The organism is Cyanobium sp. Lug-B (assembly GCF_024345635.1).
In the GTDB taxonomy this organism is placed as follows: Bacteria; Cyanobacteriota; Cyanobacteriia; order PCC-6307; family Cyanobiaceae; genus Cyanobium; species Cyanobium minutissimum.
In genome coordinates, this window is sequence record NZ_JAGQBM010000037.1 from 1 (window position 1) to 20,244 (window position 20,244).

Annotated in this window: 23 protein-coding genes, 1 tRNA gene and 1 pseudogene; 13 read left to right on the top strand and 12 right to left on the bottom strand. The window is 71.0% G+C overall.

Annotation, left to right across the window (positions count from 1 at the left end; translation table 11 throughout):
* A pseudogene (locus tag KBY81_RS10095) lies at positions 1 to 698 on the top strand (DNA polymerase III subunit gamma/tau); the annotation flags it as partial.
* Positions 699 to 734: 36 nt separating this feature from the next.
* On the opposite strand, the gene KBY81_RS10100 reads toward KBY81_RS10095, so the two are convergent.
* Genes KBY81_RS10100 through KBY81_RS10110 form a run of 3 tightly spaced genes read right to left on the bottom strand, consistent with a single transcriptional unit; the run spans position 735 to position 4,794 of the window.
* The gene (locus KBY81_RS10100) at positions 735 to 1,739 is read right to left on the bottom strand and encodes a glycosyltransferase family 2 protein (RefSeq protein ID WP_254976411.1); all 1,005 of its coding nucleotides are present in this window, start codon (positions 1,737 to 1,739) and stop codon (positions 735 to 737) included.
* 33 nt (positions 1,740 to 1,772) lie between these two features.
* Entirely contained in the window at positions 1,773 to 3,179 is a 1,407-nt protein-coding gene (locus KBY81_RS10105; protein ID WP_254976412.1) for a glycosyltransferase family 2 protein, read from the bottom strand.
* 25 nt (positions 3,180 to 3,204) lie between these two features.
* Positions 3,205 to 4,794: a SpoIID/LytB domain-containing protein gene (locus tag KBY81_RS10110; RefSeq protein ID WP_254976413.1), complete on the bottom strand. Its 1,590-nt coding sequence runs from the start codon at positions 4,792 to 4,794 to the stop codon at positions 3,205 to 3,207.
* A gap of 72 nt (positions 4,795 to 4,866) precedes the next feature.
* Between KBY81_RS10110 and rpmI the strand changes: the two genes are divergently transcribed.
* The 3 genes from rpmI (at position 4,867) to KBY81_RS10125 (ending at position 6,090) form a co-directional block, all read left to right on the top strand.
* Positions 4,867 to 5,067: a 50S ribosomal protein L35 gene (rpmI, locus tag KBY81_RS10115; RefSeq protein WP_015109851.1), complete on the top strand. Its 201-nt coding sequence runs from the start codon at positions 4,867 to 4,869 to the stop codon at positions 5,065 to 5,067.
* A gap of 74 nt (positions 5,068 to 5,141) precedes the next feature.
* Positions 5,142 to 5,489: a 50S ribosomal protein L20 gene (gene rplT / locus KBY81_RS10120; protein WP_015109852.1), complete on the top strand. Its 348-nt coding sequence runs from the start codon at positions 5,142 to 5,144 to the stop codon at positions 5,487 to 5,489.
* 37 nt (positions 5,490 to 5,526) lie between these two features.
* The gene (locus tag KBY81_RS10125) at positions 5,527 to 6,090 is read left to right on the top strand and encodes a tetratricopeptide repeat protein (RefSeq protein ID WP_254976414.1); all 564 of its coding nucleotides are present in this window, start codon (positions 5,527 to 5,529) and stop codon (positions 6,088 to 6,090) included.
* 64 nt (positions 6,091 to 6,154) lie between these two features.
* Here KBY81_RS10125 and KBY81_RS10130 read toward each other — a convergent pair whose 3' ends face one another.
* Complete coding sequence (locus tag KBY81_RS10130; protein ID WP_254976415.1) at positions 6,155 to 6,742, bottom strand: hypothetical protein; 588 nt, start codon at positions 6,740 to 6,742, stop codon at positions 6,155 to 6,157.
* 66 nt (positions 6,743 to 6,808) lie between these two features.
* On the opposite strand from KBY81_RS10130, the gene KBY81_RS10135 reads away from it, so the two are divergent.
* The 4 genes from KBY81_RS10135 (at position 6,809) to KBY81_RS10150 (ending at position 10,261) form a co-directional block, all read left to right on the top strand.
* Positions 6,809 to 7,630, top strand: a complete 822-nt coding sequence (locus KBY81_RS10135; protein ID WP_396103676.1) for a thiazole synthase — start codon at positions 6,809 to 6,811, stop codon at positions 7,628 to 7,630.
* A gap of 57 nt (positions 7,631 to 7,687) precedes the next feature.
* A complete protein-coding gene (gene psb34 / locus KBY81_RS10140; protein WP_106222129.1) occupies positions 7,688 to 7,852 on the top strand; it encodes a photosystem II assembly protein Psb34 in 165 nt (54 codons plus the stop codon).
* A gap of 65 nt (positions 7,853 to 7,917) precedes the next feature.
* Positions 7,918 to 9,114 (top strand): NAD-dependent epimerase/dehydratase family protein, encoded by a 1,197-nt coding sequence (locus KBY81_RS10145; RefSeq protein ID WP_106222131.1) that lies wholly within the window; start codon positions 7,918 to 7,920, stop codon positions 9,112 to 9,114.
* A 10-nt stretch (positions 9,115 to 9,124) separates the two neighbouring features.
* Entirely contained in the window at positions 9,125 to 10,261 is a 1,137-nt protein-coding gene (locus KBY81_RS10150) for a glycosyltransferase family 1 protein (RefSeq protein ID WP_106222133.1), read from the top strand.
* Between the two features lie 6 nt (positions 10,262 to 10,267).
* On the opposite strand, the gene mrdA is transcribed toward KBY81_RS10150, so the two are convergent.
* The 5 genes from mrdA to cbiD all read right to left on the bottom strand — a co-directional run bounded on the left by mrdA (position 10,268) and on the right by cbiD (position 16,011).
* Complete coding sequence (gene mrdA / locus KBY81_RS10155; protein WP_254971894.1) at positions 10,268 to 12,049, bottom strand: penicillin-binding protein 2; 1,782 nt, start codon at positions 12,047 to 12,049, stop codon at positions 10,268 to 10,270.
* Positions 12,049 to 12,459, bottom strand: a complete 411-nt coding sequence (locus KBY81_RS10160; RefSeq protein WP_106222137.1) for a hypothetical protein — start codon at positions 12,457 to 12,459, stop codon at positions 12,049 to 12,051. Before KBY81_RS10160 ends, mrdA begins: the two co-directional genes overlap by 1 nt.
* 52 nt (positions 12,460 to 12,511) lie before the next feature.
* Entirely contained in the window at positions 12,512 to 13,093 is a 582-nt protein-coding gene (locus KBY81_RS10165) for a hypothetical protein (RefSeq protein ID WP_106222139.1), read from the bottom strand.
* 125 nt (positions 13,094 to 13,218) lie between these two features.
* Positions 13,219 to 14,838, bottom strand: a complete 1,620-nt coding sequence (gene guaA / locus KBY81_RS10170) for a glutamine-hydrolyzing GMP synthase (protein ID WP_254971896.1) — start codon at positions 14,836 to 14,838, stop codon at positions 13,219 to 13,221.
* 48 nt (positions 14,839 to 14,886) lie between these two features.
* Positions 14,887 to 16,011, bottom strand: coding sequence for a cobalt-precorrin-5B (C(1))-methyltransferase CbiD (gene cbiD / locus KBY81_RS10175; protein WP_106222143.1), 1,125 nt, complete (start codon positions 16,009 to 16,011; stop codon positions 14,887 to 14,889).
* Between the two features lie 89 nt (positions 16,012 to 16,100).
* Here cbiD and KBY81_RS10180 point away from each other — a divergent pair, with 89 nt between their 5' ends.
* Positions 16,101 to 17,252: an alanine--glyoxylate aminotransferase family protein gene (locus KBY81_RS10180; RefSeq protein ID WP_254976416.1), complete on the top strand. Its 1,152-nt coding sequence runs from the start codon at positions 16,101 to 16,103 to the stop codon at positions 17,250 to 17,252.
* 136 nt (positions 17,253 to 17,388) lie between these two features.
* Positions 17,389 to 17,460: transfer RNA gene (locus tag KBY81_RS10185), tRNA-Gly, on the top strand.
* Positions 17,461 to 17,644: 184 nt separating this feature from the next.
* Here the strand turns inward: KBY81_RS10185 and KBY81_RS10190 are convergent.
* From KBY81_RS10190 to KBY81_RS10200, 3 genes are all read right to left on the bottom strand, one after another.
* Positions 17,645 to 17,842, bottom strand: a complete 198-nt coding sequence (locus KBY81_RS10190) for a hypothetical protein (protein ID WP_106222146.1) — start codon at positions 17,840 to 17,842, stop codon at positions 17,645 to 17,647.
* A 263-nt stretch (positions 17,843 to 18,105) separates the two neighbouring features.
* Positions 18,106 to 18,357 (bottom strand): hypothetical protein, encoded by a 252-nt coding sequence (locus KBY81_RS10195; RefSeq protein WP_254976417.1) that lies wholly within the window; start codon positions 18,355 to 18,357, stop codon positions 18,106 to 18,108.
* 47 nt (positions 18,358 to 18,404) lie between these two features.
* Positions 18,405 to 18,707 carry a hypothetical protein gene (locus KBY81_RS10200; protein ID WP_106222150.1) on the bottom strand — a complete coding sequence of 101 codons (303 nt, stop codon included), beginning with the start codon at positions 18,705 to 18,707 and terminating at the stop codon, positions 18,405 to 18,407.
* A 28-nt stretch (positions 18,708 to 18,735) separates the two neighbouring features.
* On the opposite strand from KBY81_RS10200, the gene KBY81_RS10205 reads away from it, so the two are divergent.
* From KBY81_RS10205 to KBY81_RS10215, 3 genes are all read left to right on the top strand, one after another.
* The gene (locus KBY81_RS10205) at positions 18,736 to 19,341 is read left to right on the top strand and encodes an AbrB family transcriptional regulator (RefSeq protein ID WP_106222152.1); all 606 of its coding nucleotides are present in this window, start codon (positions 18,736 to 18,738) and stop codon (positions 19,339 to 19,341) included.
* Between the two features lie 63 nt (positions 19,342 to 19,404).
* Entirely contained in the window at positions 19,405 to 19,857 is a 453-nt protein-coding gene (locus tag KBY81_RS10210; RefSeq protein WP_254971902.1) for a DUF6554 family protein, read from the top strand.
* Positions 19,841 to 20,242: a hypothetical protein gene (locus KBY81_RS10215; RefSeq protein ID WP_106222156.1), complete on the top strand. Its 402-nt coding sequence runs from the start codon at positions 19,841 to 19,843 to the stop codon at positions 20,240 to 20,242. The genes KBY81_RS10210 and KBY81_RS10215 overlap by 17 nt, the downstream gene beginning before the upstream one ends.
* Positions 20,243 to 20,244 lie beyond the last annotated feature (2 nt).

The window sequence follows — 20,244 nt, forward strand, 5'->3', positions numbered from 1 at the left end:
CGGCCGCTTCCGCCCCACCACCGCCGGCACCCCCGGATCCGACCCCGGCCATGGCCCCGGCGGCCACCGCCGGGACCGTGCCGGCCGCTCCCCCACCGGATCCGGCGACCGCCCCGGAGGGACCGGCGCCCGCCGGCGAGGATCTGGCCGAACTGTGGCAGCAGATCCTCGCCGGGCTGGAACTCCCCTCCACCCGGATGCTGCTCTCCCAGCAGGCCCAGCTCCTGCGGCTGGATGAGCGGCGGGCGGTGGTGCGGGTGGCCGGAACCTGGATGGCCATGGTTCAGAGCCGCCTGCCCCTGCTGGAGAAAGCGGTGGCCAGCGCCTTGGGAAGCCCGCGCCAGCTGACCCTGGAGGCGGGGAGCGACGCCCCCGGCGCCCGGCCGACCAGCCCCCAGGCTCCACCGGCCCCGGCCCGCCCACCCGTGGCCTCCTCCGCCCGGCCCACCACAGCCACAGCCACAGCCGCAGCCACGACCACAGCCAGCGTTGCTCCGGCCACCGCCGCTCCGGCCGCCGCCAGGCCCTCCACCCCCAGCCCCCCGGCGGCCAGGGAACAGCCCGACGAACCCAGGGCCGCCACGGCGGCCGTGCCGGCGCCCATGCCCGCAGCCATCGATGCCCAGGCCACGCGCCTGGCCGAGTTCTTCAACGGTGAGGTGATCAGCGGCCTCAACGGCGATGCCGGACTGCTCTGATCGCGAACGGCCGCACCGGCCCGGAACCTGAGGGCCTCAGGACGACATCCGGCCACCCCGCAGCCGCCGTGGGACGTGGCCGGCCCAGCGCGCCACCTTGCCGGTGAGCAGCAGCAGGCGCACGACCGGGTTGATGGTGATCGGCGGGTTGCCGTAGACGTGCCCGGCCGGATCCCAGAGATACTCGACGATCATCAGTCGAATCGTCTCGCAGAGAGACAGAAACACCCTGGCCGCCAGCACGGGCTGCTCCAGTCGGGCCAGCAGGGCCAGCTTGAACTCCAGCAGGGCGAACAGCCGCCGCAGCTTGTGCCTGACAAAAGCGGTGGTCTTGGAATCGGGATGGACGCGGTAACCGGTGAGGGGCTGTTCCAGATACAGAAAGCGCCCCCGCTGGGCCAGCAGAGCCCAGCACAGCCAGTCGCCGAAGCCCAGCACCAGATTCGTCGCCCAGGACACCGATCGCAGAGCCTCCGCCCTGACGAGAACCGAGGAATTGCAGATCCTGTTTCTGATCAGATACTCGGAGAGATGGGAGAAGCGATAGGGCCCGTCGGGGTTGTTGTTGAAATGGGACTGGAAGTAGCTGGACCGGCTGGTGTCACCCACCACCTCCACCGCCGTATGGCAGAGCACGACATCGGGGTGCTGGCCAAGGGCCTGCAGCTGACGCTCCAGCTTCCCGGGCCGAAACAGGTCGTCGGCATCGAGCACCGCGATGAACTGGCCCGACGCCCTGCCCAGCGCCAGGGCCCGGGCGATCGTTTCGCCCCGGTTCTCACGACCCGGGTGACACAGAACCAGCAGCTCCGGAAACGTGGTGGCCTGAAGCTGCTCCAGCAGCTCCCACGAACCGTCCGTCGAGCCGTCATCGACGACGATCACCTCCAGGGGCCGGTGCGCCTGCGCATAGACGGAGGCAATGGTGTCCTGGATGTAGCGAATCGCGTTGTAACTGGGGATGATCACGGACACCAGCGGTGCCGATGACGGCGGGGCCGGACTCTCCTTCCGCTCGCCGGGCCCCCGACCGCGGCTCATGGCGACCCGCCCGGCCAGTGGGCTGCCGCGCCCTCAGACATGGCTGGCTTCCGAGGCGAGCTCGGGATCGGAATCCACCGCCCCCTCGCCGGGGTCGGCCGGGGCCAGCGGATCGCCATGGTCCTGTCCCAGGTGCAGGGTCTTGACCCAGACCAGCTTCTTGGGCAGCAGGGCCATCTTCAGGGTCACCCAGGGGATCACCAGGAACCAGTGGACCAGGTAGAGGATGCCGAGCCCGGCACTGAGGGGGTTCATCGCCGGCAGGGGGGGACCCTCCGACGGCCGGCGGCAGCCCGTGGCGATCGCCATGCCCGAGAGGGCCAGGGCCACGATCGAGAACGGCCACATGGTGGGGGCCGTGCGGGTGAGCAGGGTGCCGATCAGGTCGGCGCTGGCCACCACCGGCAACACGTACTGCAGCAGAAAGAAGCAGGTGAGATCGAGTTTCTGGCTGAACCCGAGCCGGTCGGAGACCAGGCCCGGGCCGTAGTCGAAGAAGCGCTGCAGACCGCCCTCGGCCCAGCGCTGGCGCTGGCGCCAGAGGGCCGGCAGGGTCAGCACGGCCTCCTCCTGCACCGGCGGATCCCAGAGCACGCCGATCGGCAGACCTTCGAGCAGCAGACGGAAGCTCAGGTCGAGATCGTCCGTCACCGTGTCCTCGTTGAAGCCGCCGACCGTCAGCAGCGCCTCCCGTGACAGCAGCTGGCCGTTGCCCCGCAGTTCGGCCACGCCGCCGTTGGCCAGACGCCCCTCCTGGATCATGGCGTCGAAGGCCATCTCCATCGCCTGGGCGGTGGTGAGCAGGTTGGTCTGGGCATTGGCCACCGCCTTGCGCAGCTGCACCGCCGCCCAGCCCCCGGCCTCCGCCCAGGGCACGAGGCGCTCCAGCAGATCCGGCTGCAGATCGGCGTCGGCGTCGAGCACGAGCATCCAGCGGCCGCCCAGCTGCTGCAGCACCAGGTTCAGGGCCCCCGACTTGCCGCCGCCCGCATCCCGGGGCCGGCGCAGCACCCGCAGGAAAGGATGGCGTTCCTGGAGATCTGCCAGCAGCTCGGGCGTGCGATCGTCGCTGCCGTCATCCACCACCCACAGGGTCAGCTGCCCCTGGGGCCAGCGCAGGGCGGCGATGCGCTCCACGAGCCGGGCGATCACCGCCTGCTCATCACGGGCGGCCACCACCACATCGACGGCCGGGCCGTCCGCCGTCGGGGCCGCCGCCGCAGGAGCCACGCTGGGACTGCGGCGGAAGGCCTGCAGCAGAACGGTCCTGAGGCTGTAACCCCCGAGCAGGGTCGCCAGGGTGAGGGCCGGCACCAGGCTGCGGCCCGGCGGCAACCAGTGGGGGGCGATCCCGACCAGGCCGCAGCAGGCGAGGAACAGGGCCGCCTTGGCACGGCGTTGATCGCTGCCACTGCCGCTGTCACTGCCGCCGGCAGCCATGGTGAACCTCACGCAGGCGGTGACTCTAGGGGGAATCGCCGCCGGCACCCAGGGGCTGCAGCGAGGTGCCGGGGTAGTAGTGCGCCAGGATCCGCCGGGCACTCCAGCCGCGACCGGCCAGATCGATCGCCCCCGCCTGGGAGAGCCCGGCCCCGTGGCCGAAGCCCCCGCCGGACAGCTGCCAGACCCCCTCGCCCTCCGGCCGCAGGGTGAACAGGGTGCTGGGCAGGGTGCGCAGGGTGCGCCGGATCGCATCCAGCCGCAGCACCGTGCGGCCCCCGGTTCCCTGCACTTCCAGGGCCAGCACCCGGCCGCTGGGGCCCCGCGCCAGCACCTTCAGGGCTGTGGGACGGCCCACCGCCCGCCCCGGCCCGAGGGCGGTGGCGATCTGGGCAGCCGTGAGCCGCCGCTGCCAGCGGAAGACGGGATGGTCGGCCCCCCAGGCCGCCTGGCCGTCCCGCAGCAGGGTCGGCAGGGCGGCGGCCGCCAGGGGCACCGGGAAGCGGGCCTGGAAGGGGGCAGGCCCATCGGGGAAGGGATTCAGGTACGGGACCGGCGGCCCGCTCCAGGCCTCCTGGTACCCGGCGCTGATGCCGCCGTTGCTGGCGTGGTAGACGGCGTGGATGGGTCCATCGGCACCCATCAGCACGGCCAGCCGGGTGGCGGCGATGGCCTGGCGCACGGCGGCGCCGGCATCGCGCGGGTCGCTGTACACCTGGCACTGGGTGTCGGCGCAGAGGTGGTAGCCGTCCGCCGCGAAGCGGTGCTGGTTGCGCACCGCCCAGGTGCGGGCCAGCACGGCCTGGGCTTCCAGGGCCGCCGCCGGCACCCCGGCCCCGATCTCGTGGGGCACCACACCCTCCAGGTAGCGCTCCAGGGGGACCTGCTCCACCAGGCTCCAGCCGCCGTGGGCGTCACTCAGCAGCTGGAAGGGGCCGGCGTACACCCCCTGGTTCCAAAGCAGGCCGCCGGGGGCCTCGACCCGGATCGGCCCGGCCAGGGGCACCACCCCCTGGGCCCGGCGCAGCTCCAGGCCGACGCGCTCGCTGACCGTCCGTTCGTACGCCTGCAGGCGCAGCCCCTCGGGCAGCGCAGCGGGGTCGGGGGCCCCGACCGGGGCCCACACCTCCCACTCGCGGGGCCGGGCGATCACGGCCGCCACCCCCACCGAACGCCACAACCCGGCCGCCTGCTCGGCGCTCTCGAAGCTGGCGAACGGACCCAGCACCCGGCGCCGCAGCCCCACGGGCCCTGGCAGCGCCTCCCGGCGCCAGTGCAGCACCAGGGAGGGCGCCTGGAAGCGCTGGCCATTGGCGTCGATCAGGGTGAGCAGGCCCTCGTTGCTGCGCAGGCGCAGGGGCGCCGCGGCGGGGGCGTCTCCTGCCGCCGGACCCAGGCGGGCCGCCAGGGCCACCGCCAGCACCGGACGGGCCGCCGTGACCGGTTCCGGCCGGGCCACCGGCCAGTGCATCAGGCTGGTCTCCCCAGGGGACCGGGCGTCCGGAGGGGGTGGCGGCGTCAGGGCGGGCGGCCCCTGCTCGGCCCGGCAGCCGACCGGGAACAGGAGCGCCGCCGCCAGCAGCAGCCGGGGCAGGACGCGGGGACGCAGCGACATCGACGGGCAGGGGGGGTTGGAGGAGGGTTCACCCGCGTCGTAGTGTGCTTGTTTGTGCCTGCGCCTACCGAGATGCCGAAGCTCAAGACCCGCAAAGCGGCCGCGAAGCGGTTCAAGGCCACCGGCACCGGCAAGTTCATGCGCCGGCGTGCCTTCCTCAACCACCTGCTCGATCACAAGAGCCCCAAGCGCAAGCGCTACCTGGGGACGATGGCGGTGGTTGACGATCGTGACCACGACAACGTGGCCCGGATGCTGCCCTACGCCGGCTGAGTCCGGTCGGACTGCCTTCGGAGCGTCCGCCCTCCTGTTTCTCCACCCCGTTTCCTACCCCAAGCTCACCTCCCATGGCCCGCGTCAAGAGGGGCAACGTCGCCCGCAAACGCCGCAACAAGATCCTTCGCCTCGCCCGCGGCTTCCAGGGGAGCAACGGCAGCCTGTTCCGCACCGCCAACCAGCGGGTCATGAAGGCCCTCTGCAATGCCTACCGCGACCGTCGCCGCCGCAAGCGTGACTTCCGCCGCCTCTGGATCGCCCGGATCAACGCCGCTGCCCGCATGAACGGACTCAGCTACAGCAAGCTGATCGGTGGGCTCAAGCGGGCCGACGTGCGCCTGAACCGCAAGATGCTGGCCCAGCTGGCCGTGGCCGATCCCGCCAGCTTCACCGCCGTGGCCACCGCGGCAGGCCACTGACGCCGTCCCCCCAGCCCCGACCGTCCGGCCGGCACCGATGACCGATCTGCTGCCCCAGGCCTACCTGCTCGGCCTGATCGCCCTCCTGGGCGTGGCCGCCATCGTGGTCGGCCGCCAGATCCTGCGGGTGCGGCAGGATGAGCTTGCGCTGGCCCGCCTCGGAGGCAACGACAAGGCCGCTGGCGGCCCCAGGGATGCCTCCACCCTCTATGAGCTCGCCTCGGTGCAGCTGCGCAAGCGCCTCTACACCGAGGCCCAGGGCAACCTCAAGCAGGCCCTGAAGCTGGCCGACGCCGAGAAGGTCCCTGCCGAGGCGCGGGCCCTGATGGAGAACGCCCTCGGCTTCACCCTGGCGGCCCAGAACAACTACAGCGCCGCCGTGCGTCACTACCGGGCGGCCCTGCGGGCCAAGGCCGACTACCCGGTGGCCCTCAACAATCTGGCCTTCGCCCTCGAGAAGCAGTCGAAGGCCGACGAGGCCCGCAGCCTCTACGAGAAGGTGCTGGAGCTGGAGGCCACCAACAAGACGGCCCGCAAGCGGCTCGCGATCCTGGAACGGCGCAGTGGCCAGGAGGAGGGCGAGAAGGGCAAGGCCTCCTGACGCCCACCGGCCCGCCTGGCTACCGCCGCCATGGCCGGCCCGGTGGCCGGCGCCACGGCTTGGATCACCAGAGGCCGCGCACCGGGGCGGGATCGGCAGCGGCGGGGGCCTGGGCCGTGCGCTCCGGCACCAGCTGCAGCCGGCCGCCTGGGGTTGTCAGACGGGGCGCGCGCCAGCCGCTCAGCGACAGGCCCTGCACGCTCTGAAAGGCGCCACCGGGCTCCAGGGCGCCGCCGAGGGGGTCCCCCAGCAGCAGCAGGTCGAGCTGATCCGACTTGGCGTTGAGGTTGCCCTGCACGGGGGATTCGACCCCGCCGACGGCCACCGCCCCCCGCAGATCCCCCATCGGGCCCACCGGGGGGGCCCCGTCGATCCGCAGCTGGCCGGGCACGGCGGGCCCGCCGCTGAAGGACTGGTAGCGGCCGCTCCAGCGGCGGGGCATCTGCTCGGCGATCAGCCGGGCCCGGGCGATCGGATCGAAGGTCTCGACTTCGCCGTTGGTGCCGCCGTCCTGGTTGATGGCCTGGATCTCGGGGGCCGTGAAGGGCACGAATCCATCCGCCGGCAGGGGGCTGGCGGCAAGCACCGGGCTGGCGGCGAAGACCGGGCTGGCGGCGAGCAGCAGGGGCACGGCGGCCAGGGGCACCGGCATGGCGTGGGTCTCAGTGGCAGAAGGCAGACTAATCGGGATGCGCCCGTCCGCCGCAGGCCCCCGACCGTGACCGCCATCGCCCCCCTGACCTCCCGTGACGATCTGGTGATCGCCGGCCGCCACTTCCGCAGCCGCCTGATGACCGGCACCGGCAAGTACCCGAGCCTGGAGACGATGCAGGCCAGCCTGGAGGCCAGTGGCTGCGAGATCGTCACCGTGGCGGTGCGGCGGGTGCAGAGCGGCGCCCCGGGCCACGGCGGCCTGATGGAGGCGATCGACTGGAACCGCATCTGGATGCTGCCCAACACAGCCGGCTGCGCCACCGCCGAGGAGGCCGTGCGGGTGGCGCGGCTGGGCCGGGAGCTGGCGCGGCTGGCGGGCCAGGAGGACAACAATTTCGTCAAGCTGGAGGTGATCCCCGACTCCCGCCACCTGCTCCCGGATCCCTTCGGCACCCTCGAGGCGGCCGAGCAGCTGGTGAAGGAAGGCTTCGCGGTGCTGCCCTACATCAACGCCGATCCACTGCTGGCCAAGCGGCTGGAGGAGGCCGGCTGCGCCACGGTGATGCCGCTGGGGTCGCCGATCGGTTCGGGCCAGGGCATCCGCAACGCCGCCAACATCGCCCTGATCATCGAGAACGCCGGCGTGCCGGTGGTGGTGGATGCGGGGCTGGGGGTGCCCAGTGAGGCCGCCCAGGCCATGGAGATGGGCGCCGACGCCCTGCTGATCAACAGCGCCATCGCCCTGGCGGGGGACCCGCCGGCGATGGCACGGGCGATGGCCCTGGCCACCGAAGCCGGTCGCACCGCCCTGCTGGCGGGCCGGCTGCCGCAGCGGGCCGAGGCCCGGGCCAGTTCTCCCCTGGAGGGGCGTGTGACGAACCATTGACGATCGGGCCGATCGCCGGCCCGCTCCATAGGGTTTGCCGCAAACCGATCCCCAGCCATGCAGGTCACCGAAGAAGACGGCGGCAAGCTCAACGCCTTCGCCAAGGAGCCCCGCATGGTGCTCCAGGAGGCGGGCGAGACCAGCGGCGCCAACCGGATGCTGCTGATCGGCGGCCTGGTGCTGGTGGCCGTGATGGTGGCGGTGGCGGCCGGCATCAGCTGAGGGCTAGGCCTCTGAGGCCTGTAGTAGCTTGCCCGTCTGAGCAACTGCTCGTTCAGGAGTCTGGGGTGAAGGTTCTCGTTCTCGGCGGCGACGGCTTCTGTGGTTGGCCCTGTGCCGTGAACCTGGCGGAAGCCGGACACGACGTCGTCATTGTCGACAACCTGAGTCGTCGCAAGATCGACATCGACCTGGGCGTCGAGTCGCTGACGCCCATCGCCACGATCCAGGACCGCCTGCGGGCCTGGGAACAGGTGGGCGGCCGGGCCATGACCTTCGTGCACCTCGACATCGCCCGGGAGTACGACCGGCTGCTCGAGCTGCTGCGCAGCGAGCGCCCGGCGGCGATCGTCCACTTCGCCGAGCAGCGGGCCGCCCCCTACTCGATGAAGAGCAGCGCCACCAAGCGCTACACCGTCGACAACAACGTCAACGGCACCCACAACCTGCTGGCGGCCATCGTCGACAGCGGCCTCGACGTCCACATCGTGCACCTGGGCACCATGGGCGTCTATGGCTACGGGTCCCACCGGGGCGCCACGATCCCGGAGGGCTACCTGACGGTGGAAGTGCCCCAGCCGGACGGCACCTGCTTCACCGAGAAGATCCTGCACCCCACGGATCCCGGCAGCGTCTACCACATGACCAAGACGCTGGATCAGCTGCTGTTCTTCTACTACAACAAGAACGACGCGATCCGGGTCACCGACCTGCACCAGGGGATCGTCTGGGGCACCAACACCGAGCTCACCCAGCGGGATCCCCGGCTCACCAATCGCTTCGACTACGACGGCGACTACGGCACCGTCCTCAACCGCTTCCTGATGCAGGCGGCGATCGGCTACCCCCTCACCGTCCACGGCACCGGCGGCCAGACCCGGGCCTTCATCCACATCCGCGATTCGGTGCGCTGTGTCCAGCTGGCGCTGGAGCACCCCCCCGAGCCGGGCGAGAAGGTGAAGATCTTCAACCAGATGACCGAGAGCCACCAGGTGGGCGAACTGGCCCGCAAGGTGGCGGCCCTCACGGGCGCCGAGATCAACTACCTTCCCAACCCCCGCAAGGAGGCGATCGAGAACGATCTGATCGTCGACAACCGCTGCTTCATCGAGCTGGGCCTCAAGCCCACCACGCTCGATGACGGCCTGCTGGCCGAGGTGGTGGACGTGGCCCGACGCTGGGCCGACCGTTGCGACCGCTCCAAGATCCCCTGCCTCTCCGCCTGGACCCAGCGTCAGGCCGAAGCGATCAAGGCCTTCGCCTGATCTCCCCCCCGTGAAGATCGCCTTTTTCACCGAAACCTTCCTGCCGAAGGTCGACGGCATCGTCACGCGGCTCACCAAGACGGTGCAGCAGCTGGTGCTGGCCGGCGACGAGGTGCTGATCTTCTGCCCCGAGGGCGCTCCCGATGGCTACATGGGGGCCCGGGTGGTGGGGGTGCCGGCCATGCCGCTGCCGCTCTACCCCGAACTGAAGCTGGCCCTGCCGCGGCCGGCGGTCTCGGAGGCCCTGGACCGCTTCGGCCCCGATCTGGTGCACGTCGTCAATCCGGCCGTGCTGGGGCTGGGCGGCATCTGGCTGGCCCGCAGCCGCGGCCTGCCCCTGGTGGCCAGCTACCACACCCATCTGCCCAAGTACCTGGAGCACTACGGCATGGGGATGCTGGAGCCCCTGCTGTGGGAACTGCTCAAGGCCGCCCACAACCAGGCCCAGCTCAACCTCTGCACCTCCACCGCCATGGTCGATGAGCTGGCGGCCCGGGGCATCCAGCACACGGCCCTCTGGCAGCGGGGCGTCGACACCGACCTGTTTCGCCCCGAACTGGCCTCCGGCGCCATGCGTGAGCGGCTCCACGGCGGCCACGACGACACCGGCCATCTGCTTCTGTACATCGGCCGGCTCTCGGCGGAGAAGCAGATCGAACGGATCCGGCCGGTGCTCGAAGCCATGCCCCAGGCCCGGCTTGCCCTGGTGGGCGACGGTCCCCACCGTCAGCAGCTGGAGCGCCATTTCGACGGCACCGCCACCACCTTCGTGGGCTATCTGGCCGGCCAGGAGCTGGCTTCGGCCTACGCCAGCGGCGACGCCTTCCTGTTCCCCTCCAGCACCGAAACCCTCGGTCTGGTGCTGCTGGAGGCGATGGCCGCCGGCTGCCCGGTGGTGGGGGCCAACCGGGGCGGCATCCCCGACATCGTCAGCGACGGCGTCAACGGCTGCCTCTACGACCCCGACCAGCCCGCCAGCCTGACCACGGCCGTGCAGCGGCTGCTGGGGGATCCGGCGGCCCGCCGCCAGCTGCGTCTGGCCGCCCGCGAGGAGGCCGAGCGCTGGGGCTGGGCCGGGGCCACCGCCCAGCTGCAGGGCTACTACCGCCAGGTGCTCCAGCAGGGCCGTTTGCCCCAGGCCGCCTGAGGGTCCTCAGCCCGGCCGGGCCACCACCGGCGGCTTGACGCCGCGGAACCAGACGGTCATCAGGGCCTTCACCATCGGAGCGGCCACGGTGCCGCCGTAGCCGCCGGAGTTCTCGCCGAAGGCGACGATCACCAGGGTGGGCTTACCGGTGGCCGGGGCGTAGCCGCCGAACCAGGCATGATCAGGACGGGGCGGATCCTCGGCGGTGCCGGTCTTGCCGGCCACGGGCGGCAGGCTGGGGTCGTTGAGGATGGTGGCCGTGCCGCTGGTGACCGCCTGGCGCAGACCGGCATGCAGCACCCGCAGGGTGGCCGGTTTCAGGCCGATCCACGTCCGGGGGTAGTCGCGTTCCACCAGGTGGGGGGTGACCAGCCAACCGCCGTTGGCCACGGCGGCATAGAGGCGGGCCATCTGGATCGGCGTCACGGTCACCGCCCCCTGGCCGATCGAGGAGGTGATCGTGTCAACCGGCGTCCAGGGTTCGCCCAACACCTCCTTCTTCCAGGCCGGGTCTCCGAGCAGTCCCGGGGATTCCTCGGCGGACAGCTCGCTGCCGGTGCGGCGGCCGAAACCCATGCGCCGGGCGGCCTTGAACATCTCATCGGGGCCCACCATCAGCCCCACCTTGTAGAAGAAGCTGTTGCTGCTCACCCCGAGGGCGAAGGGGAAGCCGATGCTGCCGAAGGAGCCGTGGTCGGCGTAGCACTGGCCGTAGTAGCAGAAGGAGCCCACCGTCGGCACGGTGGACGTTTCGTTGAGCTTGCCGGACTCGATGCCGGCGATCGTGGTGATGACCTTGAAGGTGCTGGCCGGCGGGAAGCCCTGGAAGGCCCGGTTCAGCATCGGCGCCTCCGGCCGGTTGAGGGCGTTCCACTGGGCGGTGGTGGGGCCGTCGGAGAAGATGTTGGGATCGAAGTTGGGCCGGCTGGCCATCGCCCGCACGGCGCCGGTCTGGGGGTCCATGGCCACGATCGCCCCCTTGCGCACCCCATCGAGGGCCTTCTCCGCCGCCCGTTGCAGGTCAAGGTCGAGGGTGAGGCGCAGATCCTTGCCGGCCTTGGCGGGCTTGTCCCCCAGCACCCGCTGCACCTGGCCTTCGGCGTTGACCTCCAGCTGCTGGCCGCCCCATTCGCCGCGCAGGTGGGTTTCGTAGACCTTCTCCAGCCCGCTGCGGCCGATGCGATCGCTGATGCGGTAACCGTGGTCCTTGAGGGCGGCGTACTCCTCCTCGGTGATGCTGCTCGTGTAACCCATCACATGGGCCCCCAGGCTGCCGTCGGGATAGGCCCGCAGCACGTCCTCGGACACCTCCGCCCCCTGCAGCGACCCGGCCTGCTCCCGGAAGCGCAGCACCTGCACCGGCGTGAGCGAGAGGGCCAGGGGAATCCGGAACCCCTGGGCGTTGGCGCCGCGCTTCCGCGCGGCTTCAAGCCGGTCGGCGGGGATCGCCAGCAGGCCGGCCAGCCGGTCGCGCAGCCCGGGCCAGCCACGGTCGTCCACCTGGAGGGGCTGGAGGTAGAGGTTGTAGGTGAGCCGGTTGGTGGCCAGCACCCGCCCCTTGCGATCCAGCAGGCGGCCCCGCACCGGATTGCGCGGCAGCAGGCGGATCCGGTTCTCGTCCGCCATCGCCCGGTTCTCGGCCCCATGCAGCAGCTGGAGCCAGGCGAGGCGCCCGAGGATCGCCGCCAGCACCAGCAGCATGAACGTGAGCAGCAGGGCGGCCTGGTGGCCGGTCCCTGTGTGGCGGGTGGAGCCGGCCCCGACCCCGCCGCCGGCAGCGCGCACCATCAGCCGAGTCGGCTCTGGAGCAGGGCCAGGCGCGTCTCGATCCGCTCCAGGGCCGCCAGCAGCTCGGCCGGATCCGCCGGGTTGGGTGGCGGGGGGGCGTCCCAGGCGGCTGGGGCGGCCCCGGGGAACGGGCCAGCGGAGCCCTCTTCGGGACCGACGTCGCGGACCTCCACCTTCATCACGGGGTTGCCCAGGCCGGGCTGGAAACGATCCAGGTTCTCCCTCACCTGGCTGGCCGCGGGCTCCCCCTCCTGGCGCAGCTGACCGAGGGGATCGGCACTGGTGCCGTCGAAGGCGGCGAGCACCTCGGCCGGGCCCCCCTTGCGGACCCGCTCCACCACCGCCAGTCCCACCGGCAGCACGTCCTGCATCAGGGCCAGGCGCAGGGAATCGAGGGGATCGGCAGCCATGACGTCGGAACCCGGACCGGGCTTTCCAGTCTGACGTGTGGGACGGCCCCGCTCAGGGTGCGGGTCGCTGCACTCCGGGATCGACGATCACCTGGCCGCAGAAGCGGGTGCTGCCCAGCCACCAGCCGCCACCGACGGCCAGCACCAGCAGCACGCTGAAGGGCAGCAGCGCCTGGCGGGTGCCCTCGAGGGACAGCCATTCCATCCAGCCCCGCAGCCAGCGGTCGCGGTCGAAGCGGCGCCGCTCCCTGAGGCTCTCCTTGCCGCGGCGGTCGAGGGCCCGGGCCACCCAGCGCTCGAAGGCCTTCTTCTTGGTGACGGCCATCTTGCGCTCCACCTCGAGCAGGTGGCCGGCGCTGAGGTCGGGGTTGAAGGTGCTGATCAGCTCCAGGCTCTTGAGAAACATCTCCACCGCCCCTTCCTTGATCGCCAGGTCGGCCGGATCGAGGGCGTCCCAGTCGACCTCGGGATAGAAGCGCAACCGGTTGCTGCGGATCTGCTCCTCCGGCAGCTGGCCGGGTTCCCGCAGCCAGCGGTCGGTGTTGGCATCGAAACGACGCCAGTAGAGGAAAGGGTTGAGAAAGATGGTCTTGCCGGCCAGCAGGATGCTGTCCTGCTGCAGGCGGCGGTGCATCTGGGGGTCCTGCTCAGCCCCGGCAGGGCTGCCAGCGACGGCGGGGGAGACGGGAGGCACGGAGCGAACGGCCGGGTGCCGAGATTATCGAAGCCGGCCCCTGCGGGCCAGCCCGGCACTCCCGCCTACTCCCACTCGATCGTGCCGGGGGGCTTGCTGGTGATGTCGAGCACCACCCGGTTCACCCCCCGCACCTCGTTGACGATGCGGTTGGAGATCAGCTCCAGCAGGTCGTAGGGCAGCCGCGACCAGTCGGCGGTCATGCCGTCCTCGGAGGAGACGCAGCGCAGCACGATCGGGTAGGCGTAGGTGCGCTTGTCGCCCATCACCCCGACGCTGCGCACAGGCAGCAGCACGGCGAAGGCCTGCCAGATCTCGTTGTAGAGGCCGGCATCGCGCACCTCCTCCCGCACGATCAGGTCAGCGTCCCGCAGGATGTCGAGCTTGTCGTCGGTGACCTCCCCCAGGATGCGGATCGCCAGGCCGGGGCCTGGGAAGGGATGGCGGCCGACGATCTCCTGGGGCAGCCCGAGGCTGCGGCCCACCTTGCGCACCTCGTCCTTGAACAGACGCCGCAGCGGCTCCACCAGCTTGAACTGCAGGTCCTTCGGCAGCCCGCCCACGTTGTGGTGGCTCTTGATCTTCACCGCCACCCGCTCGCCCGTCTTGGGGTCCACGTTGGTGCCGGCGCTCTCGATCACATCCGGGTAGAGGGTGCCCTGGGCGAGGTAGTCGAAGGGGCCGAGGCGACGGCTCTCCTCCTCGAACACGCGGATGAACTCGGTGCCGATGATCTTGCGCTTCTCCTCCGGATCGGTGATGCCGGCAAGCTTGGAGATGAACCGCTCACGGGCATTGATGTACTCCACATTGATGTGGAACTGGCGATCGAAGAAATCCATCAGGAACTCCGGCTCGCCTTTGCGCATGAAGCCCTGGTCGATGAACATGCAGGTGAGGCGATCGCCGATCGCCTGGTGCAGCAGGAAGGCCAGGGTGGAGGAATCCACCCCGCCCGAGAGGGCCAGCAGCACCCGTTTCTCGCCCACCTGGGCACGCACCTCGCCGATGGCCTCATCGATGAAGGCGGCCGTGGTCCAGTCGGGGATGCAGCCGCAGATGTGGTAAACGAAATTGCGGATCATCACCATGCCGCAGGTGGAATGCACCACCTCGGGATGGAACTGCACCCCGTACAGGCGGCGGGCATGGTCGGCCACCGCGGCCTCGGGGGTGTTGTCGGTGTGGGCGAGGCGCACGAAGCCCTCCGGCAGCGACTCCACCGAATCGCCGTGGCTCATCCACATCGTCGAGCCCTCCTCGACGTTGGTGAGCAGGTCGACCGGGTCGTCGACGTGCAGCGGCGCCTTGCCGTACTCGGCCCGGCCGGCGGCCACCACCGATCCCCCCAGCTGCTGCACCATCAGCTGCATGCCGTAGCAGACCCCCAGCACCGGGATGCCCAGGTCCCAGAGGCCTGGGTCGCAGGTGGGGGCCCCCTCCTCGTAGACGGAGCTGGGGCCGCCGCTGAGGATGATTCCCTTCGGCTGGAGGGCCTTCAGTTCCGCGGCGCTGGTGGTGTAGCCCATCACCAGGGAGAAGACCTCCGTTTCCCGCACCCGACGGGCGATCAGCTCGGAGTACTGGGAGCCGAAATCCAGGATGACGATGGCCGGGTGACGGCGGGAACCGCTGGCATGGTCCCGTTCCGAACCCGGTGGTGCGGTCTGCGTCGTTTGGGACATCGGCTCGAAGGAGGCCTGGGCCTGGGCCCGGTGATCGGTGCCAGCACCCTAGGTCGCGCCCCTGAAGCGTTCCATCAGCGCCGCCCCCACCGGCCCGCAGACCCGCAGCCGGCGCTGACGGTCGAACAGGGCCGCCCCCACGGCGGCCGGCGGGGCGCCATGGCTGGCCAGGTAGGCCCGGCAGCGGCTCTCGATGGCGGCGGCGATCCGGGCCCGCAGGCGTCCGGCCAGGTCGGGATCGGCCTGCTCCAGCCCGGCCAGGGCGGCCTCTACCGTGGCGGCCCCGTGCAGGGCCGCGAGGGTGGCGCCACCGGCCCCCTCCAGGGCGGCCAGGGCGGTGAGCACCTCGGCACGGCCGTCGGCCAGGTGGTGGTGGGTGTGGAAGATGCCGCCGGCCAGCTTGATCAGCTTGCCCTGGTAGCCGAACAGCAACAGCCGCTCCACCCCCGCCTCGGCGGCCGCCACCAGCACGGGGCCGAGCCAGTTGCCCGCCTTGATCAGCAGCTCCGGCGGCAGGCCCAGCCGGGGGGCCAGATCGAGGCCGTTCTCGCCGATCACCAGCACCAGGTCGCCGCCGGCCCCCGGCGCGGCCATCCGCGTCGCCAACGCCGCCAGGGTGCGGGCCAGCTGGTCCGGGTCGGCGCCGGCCTGCACCTCGGCCTGGGTGCCGATCAGGGCCAGCCCGTCCACCACCCCGAAGGCGGCGTTGCTGGTGCGCTCCGCCAGGCGGCGGCCGGCGGGGAGCACCAGGGTGAGCCCCAGGCGGCGGCCGGCGGGCACCAGGGGCCGCAGGTTGGCCTCCAGCAGCTGCCGGGCATAGGCGGAGAGGCAGGCCTCCCCGGTCGCCCCGTGCACCCCCACCCCCTCGCCGGGCTCCAACTGCAGCCAGGGCCCGTCACCCGGGAGCCAGCGGGCCAGCACCCAGACCGCCAGGCCGCGGGTGAGGTCCAGCCCCTCACCCGGATCACAGCAGCTTTCCCCCAGGGCCAGACCGTCCCCCAGCGGCGCGGCGGCCCGCACCGGGATCGGAACCACCCCTGGCGGCTGCAGGAGTTCCAGGGACACGGCGGCGTTGAAGGGCTCCCCTTGCAGAGCCCCGAGGGCGGCACGGGCCGCGGCCGCCAGCCACACCGGCAGGGTGAAGCCCCGCGGGGCCGCGGAGGGGGGGCGCAGGGAATCGATGGCCGGCGGGAACGCTGTTTTTTATGGTGGTCGATCGCCTTGCCTTCGCCGGGCCCGCGCTCCTTCGTTCCCCACCGCTCATGCAGGACAAGCTCACTCTGATGATCCCCGGCCCCACCCCGGTGCCGGAGACCGTCCTGCAGGCCATGGCCCGCCATCCGATCGGCCACCGCAGCGGCGATTTCCAGAAGATCGTGCGCCGCACCACCGAGCAGCTGCAGTGGCTGCACCAGACGAAGGGCCACGTGCTGGTGATCACCGGCAGCGGCACCGCGGCGATGGAGGCGGCGATCGTCAACACCCTCAGCCGCGGCGACAAGGTGCTCTGCGGCGACAACGGCAAGTTCGGCGAACGCTGGGTGAAGGTGGCGAAGGCCTACGGGCTGAACGTGGAGGTGATCAAGGCGGAGTGGGGCCAGCCCCTTGATCCGGAGGCCTTCCGCGCCGCCCTCGAGGACGACACCGCCAAGGAGATCCGGGGGGTGATCCTCACCCACTCGGAAACCTCCACCGGGGTGATCAACGACCTGCAGGCCATCGCCGGCCATGTGAAGGCCCACGGCACGGCCCTCACCATCGCCGACTGCGTCACCAGCCTGGGGGCCTGCGACGTGCCCATGGACGCCTGGGGCGTGGACGTGGTGGGCTCCGGCTCCCAGAAGGGCTACATGATGCCGCCGGGCCTGAGCTTCGTGGCCATGAGCGAGCGGGCCTGGACGGCCTACGAGCGCTCCGATCTGCCGAAGTTCTATCTGGATCTGGGCAAGTACCGCAAGGCGGCCGACGACGACAGCAACCCCTTCACCCCGGCGATCAACCTCTACTTCGCCCTCGAGGCCGCCCTGGGGATGATGCAGAAGGAGGGCCTGGAGGCGATCTTCGCCCGCCACGAGCGCCATCGCCGGGCCACCCAGGCGGCGATGAAGGCCATCGGCCTGCCCCTGTATGCGGCCGAGGGTCACGGCAGCCCGGCGATCACGGCGGTGGCGCCGGAGGGCATCGATGCCGAGGCCCTGCGCAAGCAGGTGAAGGAACGGTTCGACATCCTGCTGGCCGGCGGCCAGGACCACCTCAAGGGCAAGGTGTTCCGCATCGGCCACCTGGGCTTCGTCTGCGACCGCGACGTGCTCACCGCCGTGGCGGCCATCGAGGCCACCCTGCAGGACCTTGGGCTGGCCAAGGCTCCGATCGGCGCTGGGGTGGCGGCGGCGGCGGCGGCGCTGGCCGGCTGAGCCGCTGGCCAACGGGGCGGGGGGGCTTGGCGGGGCGGGGTTCGTGCCCGCCCATCCCTGACCAGCCTTCCCCGGGGCTCCGGACCCCGGGGTGGTGACCGGAGCCTTGCTAAGGTGAAGCTGGGAGTGAAATAACGCGGGTGTAATTCAGTGGTAGAATGTCAGCTTCCCAAGCTGAACGTCGCCGGTTCGAGTCCGGTCACCCGCTTGATCAGCCAGTTCAGGATTTAACGCTCAAGCCTGACATCTGGCCCACTCTTTTCACTCCGGGCTTACCGGGCCTCGGCTTTGCTTGTGCGGCTTTGGACCTCTTTTTACTGGAACCCAGGGATGGAAACCAACGGCAGAGGTGAAGCCTGCCCTCCTTGGCCATCCCATCCCGGGGTCGGGAATCAGGCCCGGGGCTTGATCAGCTGCAGCACCTGCAGTCCAAGACCGCCGGCCCGGCGCTCGCAGTCGAGGGCCTGCAGAATCGCCCGGGCGGACCCTTCAATATCCCCTTCGCTGGCGGCCACACGGGCCTGCTCATTCAGTGCCGCCGCCTGCAGCAGCAGACGCTGACGCGCGGCCGGATCGGACAGGGGTGACACGCCGGACCTTGGCCGTGCGGGCATTTCCAGCGTCAAGGTGACGGGGGTCGGTGGGCTGGCAACGATCATGACCGGCGAAGATTTCGCAGCTTCGAAAACAGGTAAAAGGGCCTGTCGGCATCCAACGGCCCCTTTTCTGTTTACATCTTACGGGAAACAGTAACAGTCTGTCCCGCGGGGTCAGAAGAGCGGGGGAAAAGAGACGATCTCTCTGCACCCAGCGACGGATCGTTGATGGCGCTCGGCGCCGGCGGTCGGCCGGCTCAGGTGCCCGGCTCCTCCCGATTGCCGCCCAGGGCGGCGATCTGGGAGCGCAGCTGGTCGGAGCGCTGCAGGTCGCCCCGGGTGAGGGCGACGGCGAGGGCGAATTCCAGCTTCTCGAGCTGGTGATCGCCCTCTTCCTGGGAATGGGTGCGGAGCTGGCAGTGGGGCGCTGGGCTGGAGGCCCGTGGGGCGGCTCCCTGGCCGTGCAGAGCGACTGAGGATGACTGGTAAGGGGAAGTGGGGAAGGCCATGACCCGCTTTCTTTTCATTTTGACACCCTTGACCAGGGGGCCGCGATTCAGGCCGCGGTGGGGTAAGCAACGTCCTCCTGGCTGTCGAACGCGGTGGGCGCCTCGGAGGCGGTGGGCGCTTCGGAAGGGGCACCGATCTCCAGCAGGTGGCGGCAGTCCTGCAGCAGCCGCTCGACGTTGTCGAGGCTGGCCAGCTCCTGGGGGTCCGGCCTGGCCTGGTTGGAGGCCTGCAGTTCCACCGCCGCCAGGCGCTGCTCCAGGGTCACCAGACGCTGGGAGAGGGCATGGATGGTTTCGGCGAGATCTTCGGCATTGCGGCTGATGCGGAACGACACCGAGGCGGGGGCCATGGCGGGGAAAGCGACTGGGCTGTGCCGCATGACAACACACCCGGAGCACCCCCTCAAGCACCTGTGGCACGGATCTCCCAGAGTGGGTCCTGTGGATCGGGCCCAACGTCGGATGAACCATGCCTGGCATCTGCTGATGTACGCGCTGGCGGGGCTTGCCGGCGGTCTGCTGGCCCTGCGCACCGGCATCCCGGCGGCCCCCCTGGCCGGCGCCCTGCTGGGGGCCGCCCTGGTCAGCGTCACGGGGCGGCTGGAGGTGGCCCAGTGGCCGGTCGGCACCCGCACCCTGCTGGAGATCGGCATCGGCACCGTGATCGGCACGGGCCTCACCGGCACGGCCCTGCTGGAACTGCGCCAGCTGTGGCGGCCGGCCCTTCTGATCACGGTCACCCTGGTGCTCACCGGGCTGGTGGTGGGGCTGGGCTGCAGCCGGCTGATGGGCGTCAATCCGGTGGTGGCCCTGCTGGGGGCGGCCCCGGGGGGCATCAGCGGCATGAGCCTGGTCGGCGCCGAGTTCGGCGTCGGGGCGGCCGTGGCCACCCTGCACGCCGTGCGTCTGATCACGGTGCTGGTGATCCTCCCCCTGGTGGTGCGGCTGGTGCTGCCGGCGACCGCCACCCCACCGGGCGGCTGACCGCCCTGGACAGAGCCGCTGGGGTCGATACGTTGGGCCACCTCGTTCTTCCCTTCCGGTCCGATGGCCACACGCCACTCTCTCCATCACCGACTGGGCCCGATCGTCCTGGCGGCGGCGGCCGTCCTGCTGGGCGGTGCCGGCACCGCCCAGAGCGCCCGCGCCGGCAATGACATCGAGGGTCCCGGGGGCAAGGGGGCCCAGGTGTACTGCTTCATGCGCAACAACGGCAACGTCCACGAGGTGAGCTGGAACGCCGCCTATGCCCTGATCAAGCGCCAGAGCGCCGGCCTGTTCAAGACCTCCCCCGAACACGCGGCGGTGATGATCACCGAGGCCGTGGTCCAGAACCCCGGCACCTTCCCCGACTGCGGCCGCTTCCTGGGAGAACTGTTTACGCCGCGCACCTCCGGCAGCACCGCGGCCAGCCCGGAACCCGGCCCCACCTCCATCTCGGTCGTCGGCGGTGGTAAGGCTGGTGGCAGCGGCATGACCCGGAGTGAGCGTTACAACTGAGCGGGCCCGCCTGCAAGCCGCCGCCCGTCCCCTGGGCCTGCTGCTGATCCTGCTGCTGGGCGGCTGTGCCGAGGAGCCCCTTCCCCAGCGGCCGATCACCCGGGAGGACTGCCTGCGGACCGTGAAGCTGGAGGACCTGCCCGGGGCCCTGAGCCAGTGCGACCGGGTGGTGGCGGCCTTCCCCAAGGATCCCGGGCCCCTCAACGAGCGCTTCCTGCTGCATACCCTGGCCGGCAACACCACCGCGGCCTGCCGGGACATCGCCCGGGCCAAGGTTCTGGCCGCCGGGGTACCGAAGGGCAAGCTGGATCCGATCCTGCGCCAGGACCTGGAGGTGCGCAGCAGCAGCTGTGCTGACGACACCCCCGCCCGCCCGGGGGGCTGAGG

Bases quoted from the DNA above. Each gene is read 5' to 3' on its own strand.
- KBY81_RS10100 (WP_254976411.1), bottom strand. From the start codon at position 1,739: ATGAGCCGCGGTCGGGGGCCCGGCGAGCGGAAGGAGAGTCCGGCCCCG.
- KBY81_RS10105 (WP_254976412.1), bottom strand. From the start codon at position 3,179: ATGGCTGCCGGCGGCAGTGACAGCGGCAGTGGCAGCGATCAACGCCGT.
- KBY81_RS10210 (WP_254971902.1), top strand. From the start codon at position 19,405: ATGGCCACACGCCACTCTCTCCATCACCGACTGGGCCCGATCGTCCTG.
- mrdA (WP_254971894.1), bottom strand. From the start codon at position 12,049: ATGGTGCGCGCTGCCGGCGGCGGGGTCGGGGCCGGCTCCACCCGCCAC.
- KBY81_RS10130 (WP_254976415.1), bottom strand. From the start codon at position 6,742: ATGCCGGTGCCCCTGGCCGCCGTGCCCCTGCTGCTCGCCGCCAGCCCG.
- rplT (WP_015109852.1), top strand. From the start codon at position 5,142: ATGGCCCGCGTCAAGAGGGGCAACGTCGCCCGCAAACGCCGCAACAAG.
- KBY81_RS10195 (WP_254976417.1), bottom strand. From the start codon at position 18,357: ATGGCCTTCCCCACTTCCCCTTACCAGTCATCCTCAGTCGCTCTGCAC.
- KBY81_RS10205 (WP_106222152.1), top strand. From the start codon at position 18,736: ATGACAACACACCCGGAGCACCCCCTCAAGCACCTGTGGCACGGATCT.
- KBY81_RS10200 (WP_106222150.1), bottom strand. From the start codon at position 18,707: ATGGCCCCCGCCTCGGTGTCGTTCCGCATCAGCCGCAATGCCGAAGAT.
- KBY81_RS10160 (WP_106222137.1), bottom strand. From the start codon at position 12,459: ATGGCTGCCGATCCCCTCGATTCCCTGCGCCTGGCCCTGATGCAGGAC.
- psb34 (WP_106222129.1), top strand. From the start codon at position 7,688: ATGCAGGTCACCGAAGAAGACGGCGGCAAGCTCAACGCCTTCGCCAAG.
- KBY81_RS10180 (WP_254976416.1), top strand. From the start codon at position 16,101: ATGCAGGACAAGCTCACTCTGATGATCCCCGGCCCCACCCCGGTGCCG.
- rpmI (WP_015109851.1), top strand. From the start codon at position 4,867: ATGCCGAAGCTCAAGACCCGCAAAGCGGCCGCGAAGCGGTTCAAGGCC.
- KBY81_RS10165 (WP_106222139.1), bottom strand. From the start codon at position 13,093: ATGCACCGCCGCCTGCAGCAGGACAGCATCCTGCTGGCCGGCAAGACC.
- guaA (WP_254971896.1), bottom strand. From the start codon at position 14,838: ATGTCCCAAACGACGCAGACCGCACCACCGGGTTCGGAACGGGACCAT.
- KBY81_RS10125 (WP_254976414.1), top strand. From the start codon at position 5,527: ATGACCGATCTGCTGCCCCAGGCCTACCTGCTCGGCCTGATCGCCCTC.
- KBY81_RS10110 (WP_254976413.1), bottom strand. From the start codon at position 4,794: ATGTCGCTGCGTCCCCGCGTCCTGCCCCGGCTGCTGCTGGCGGCGGCG.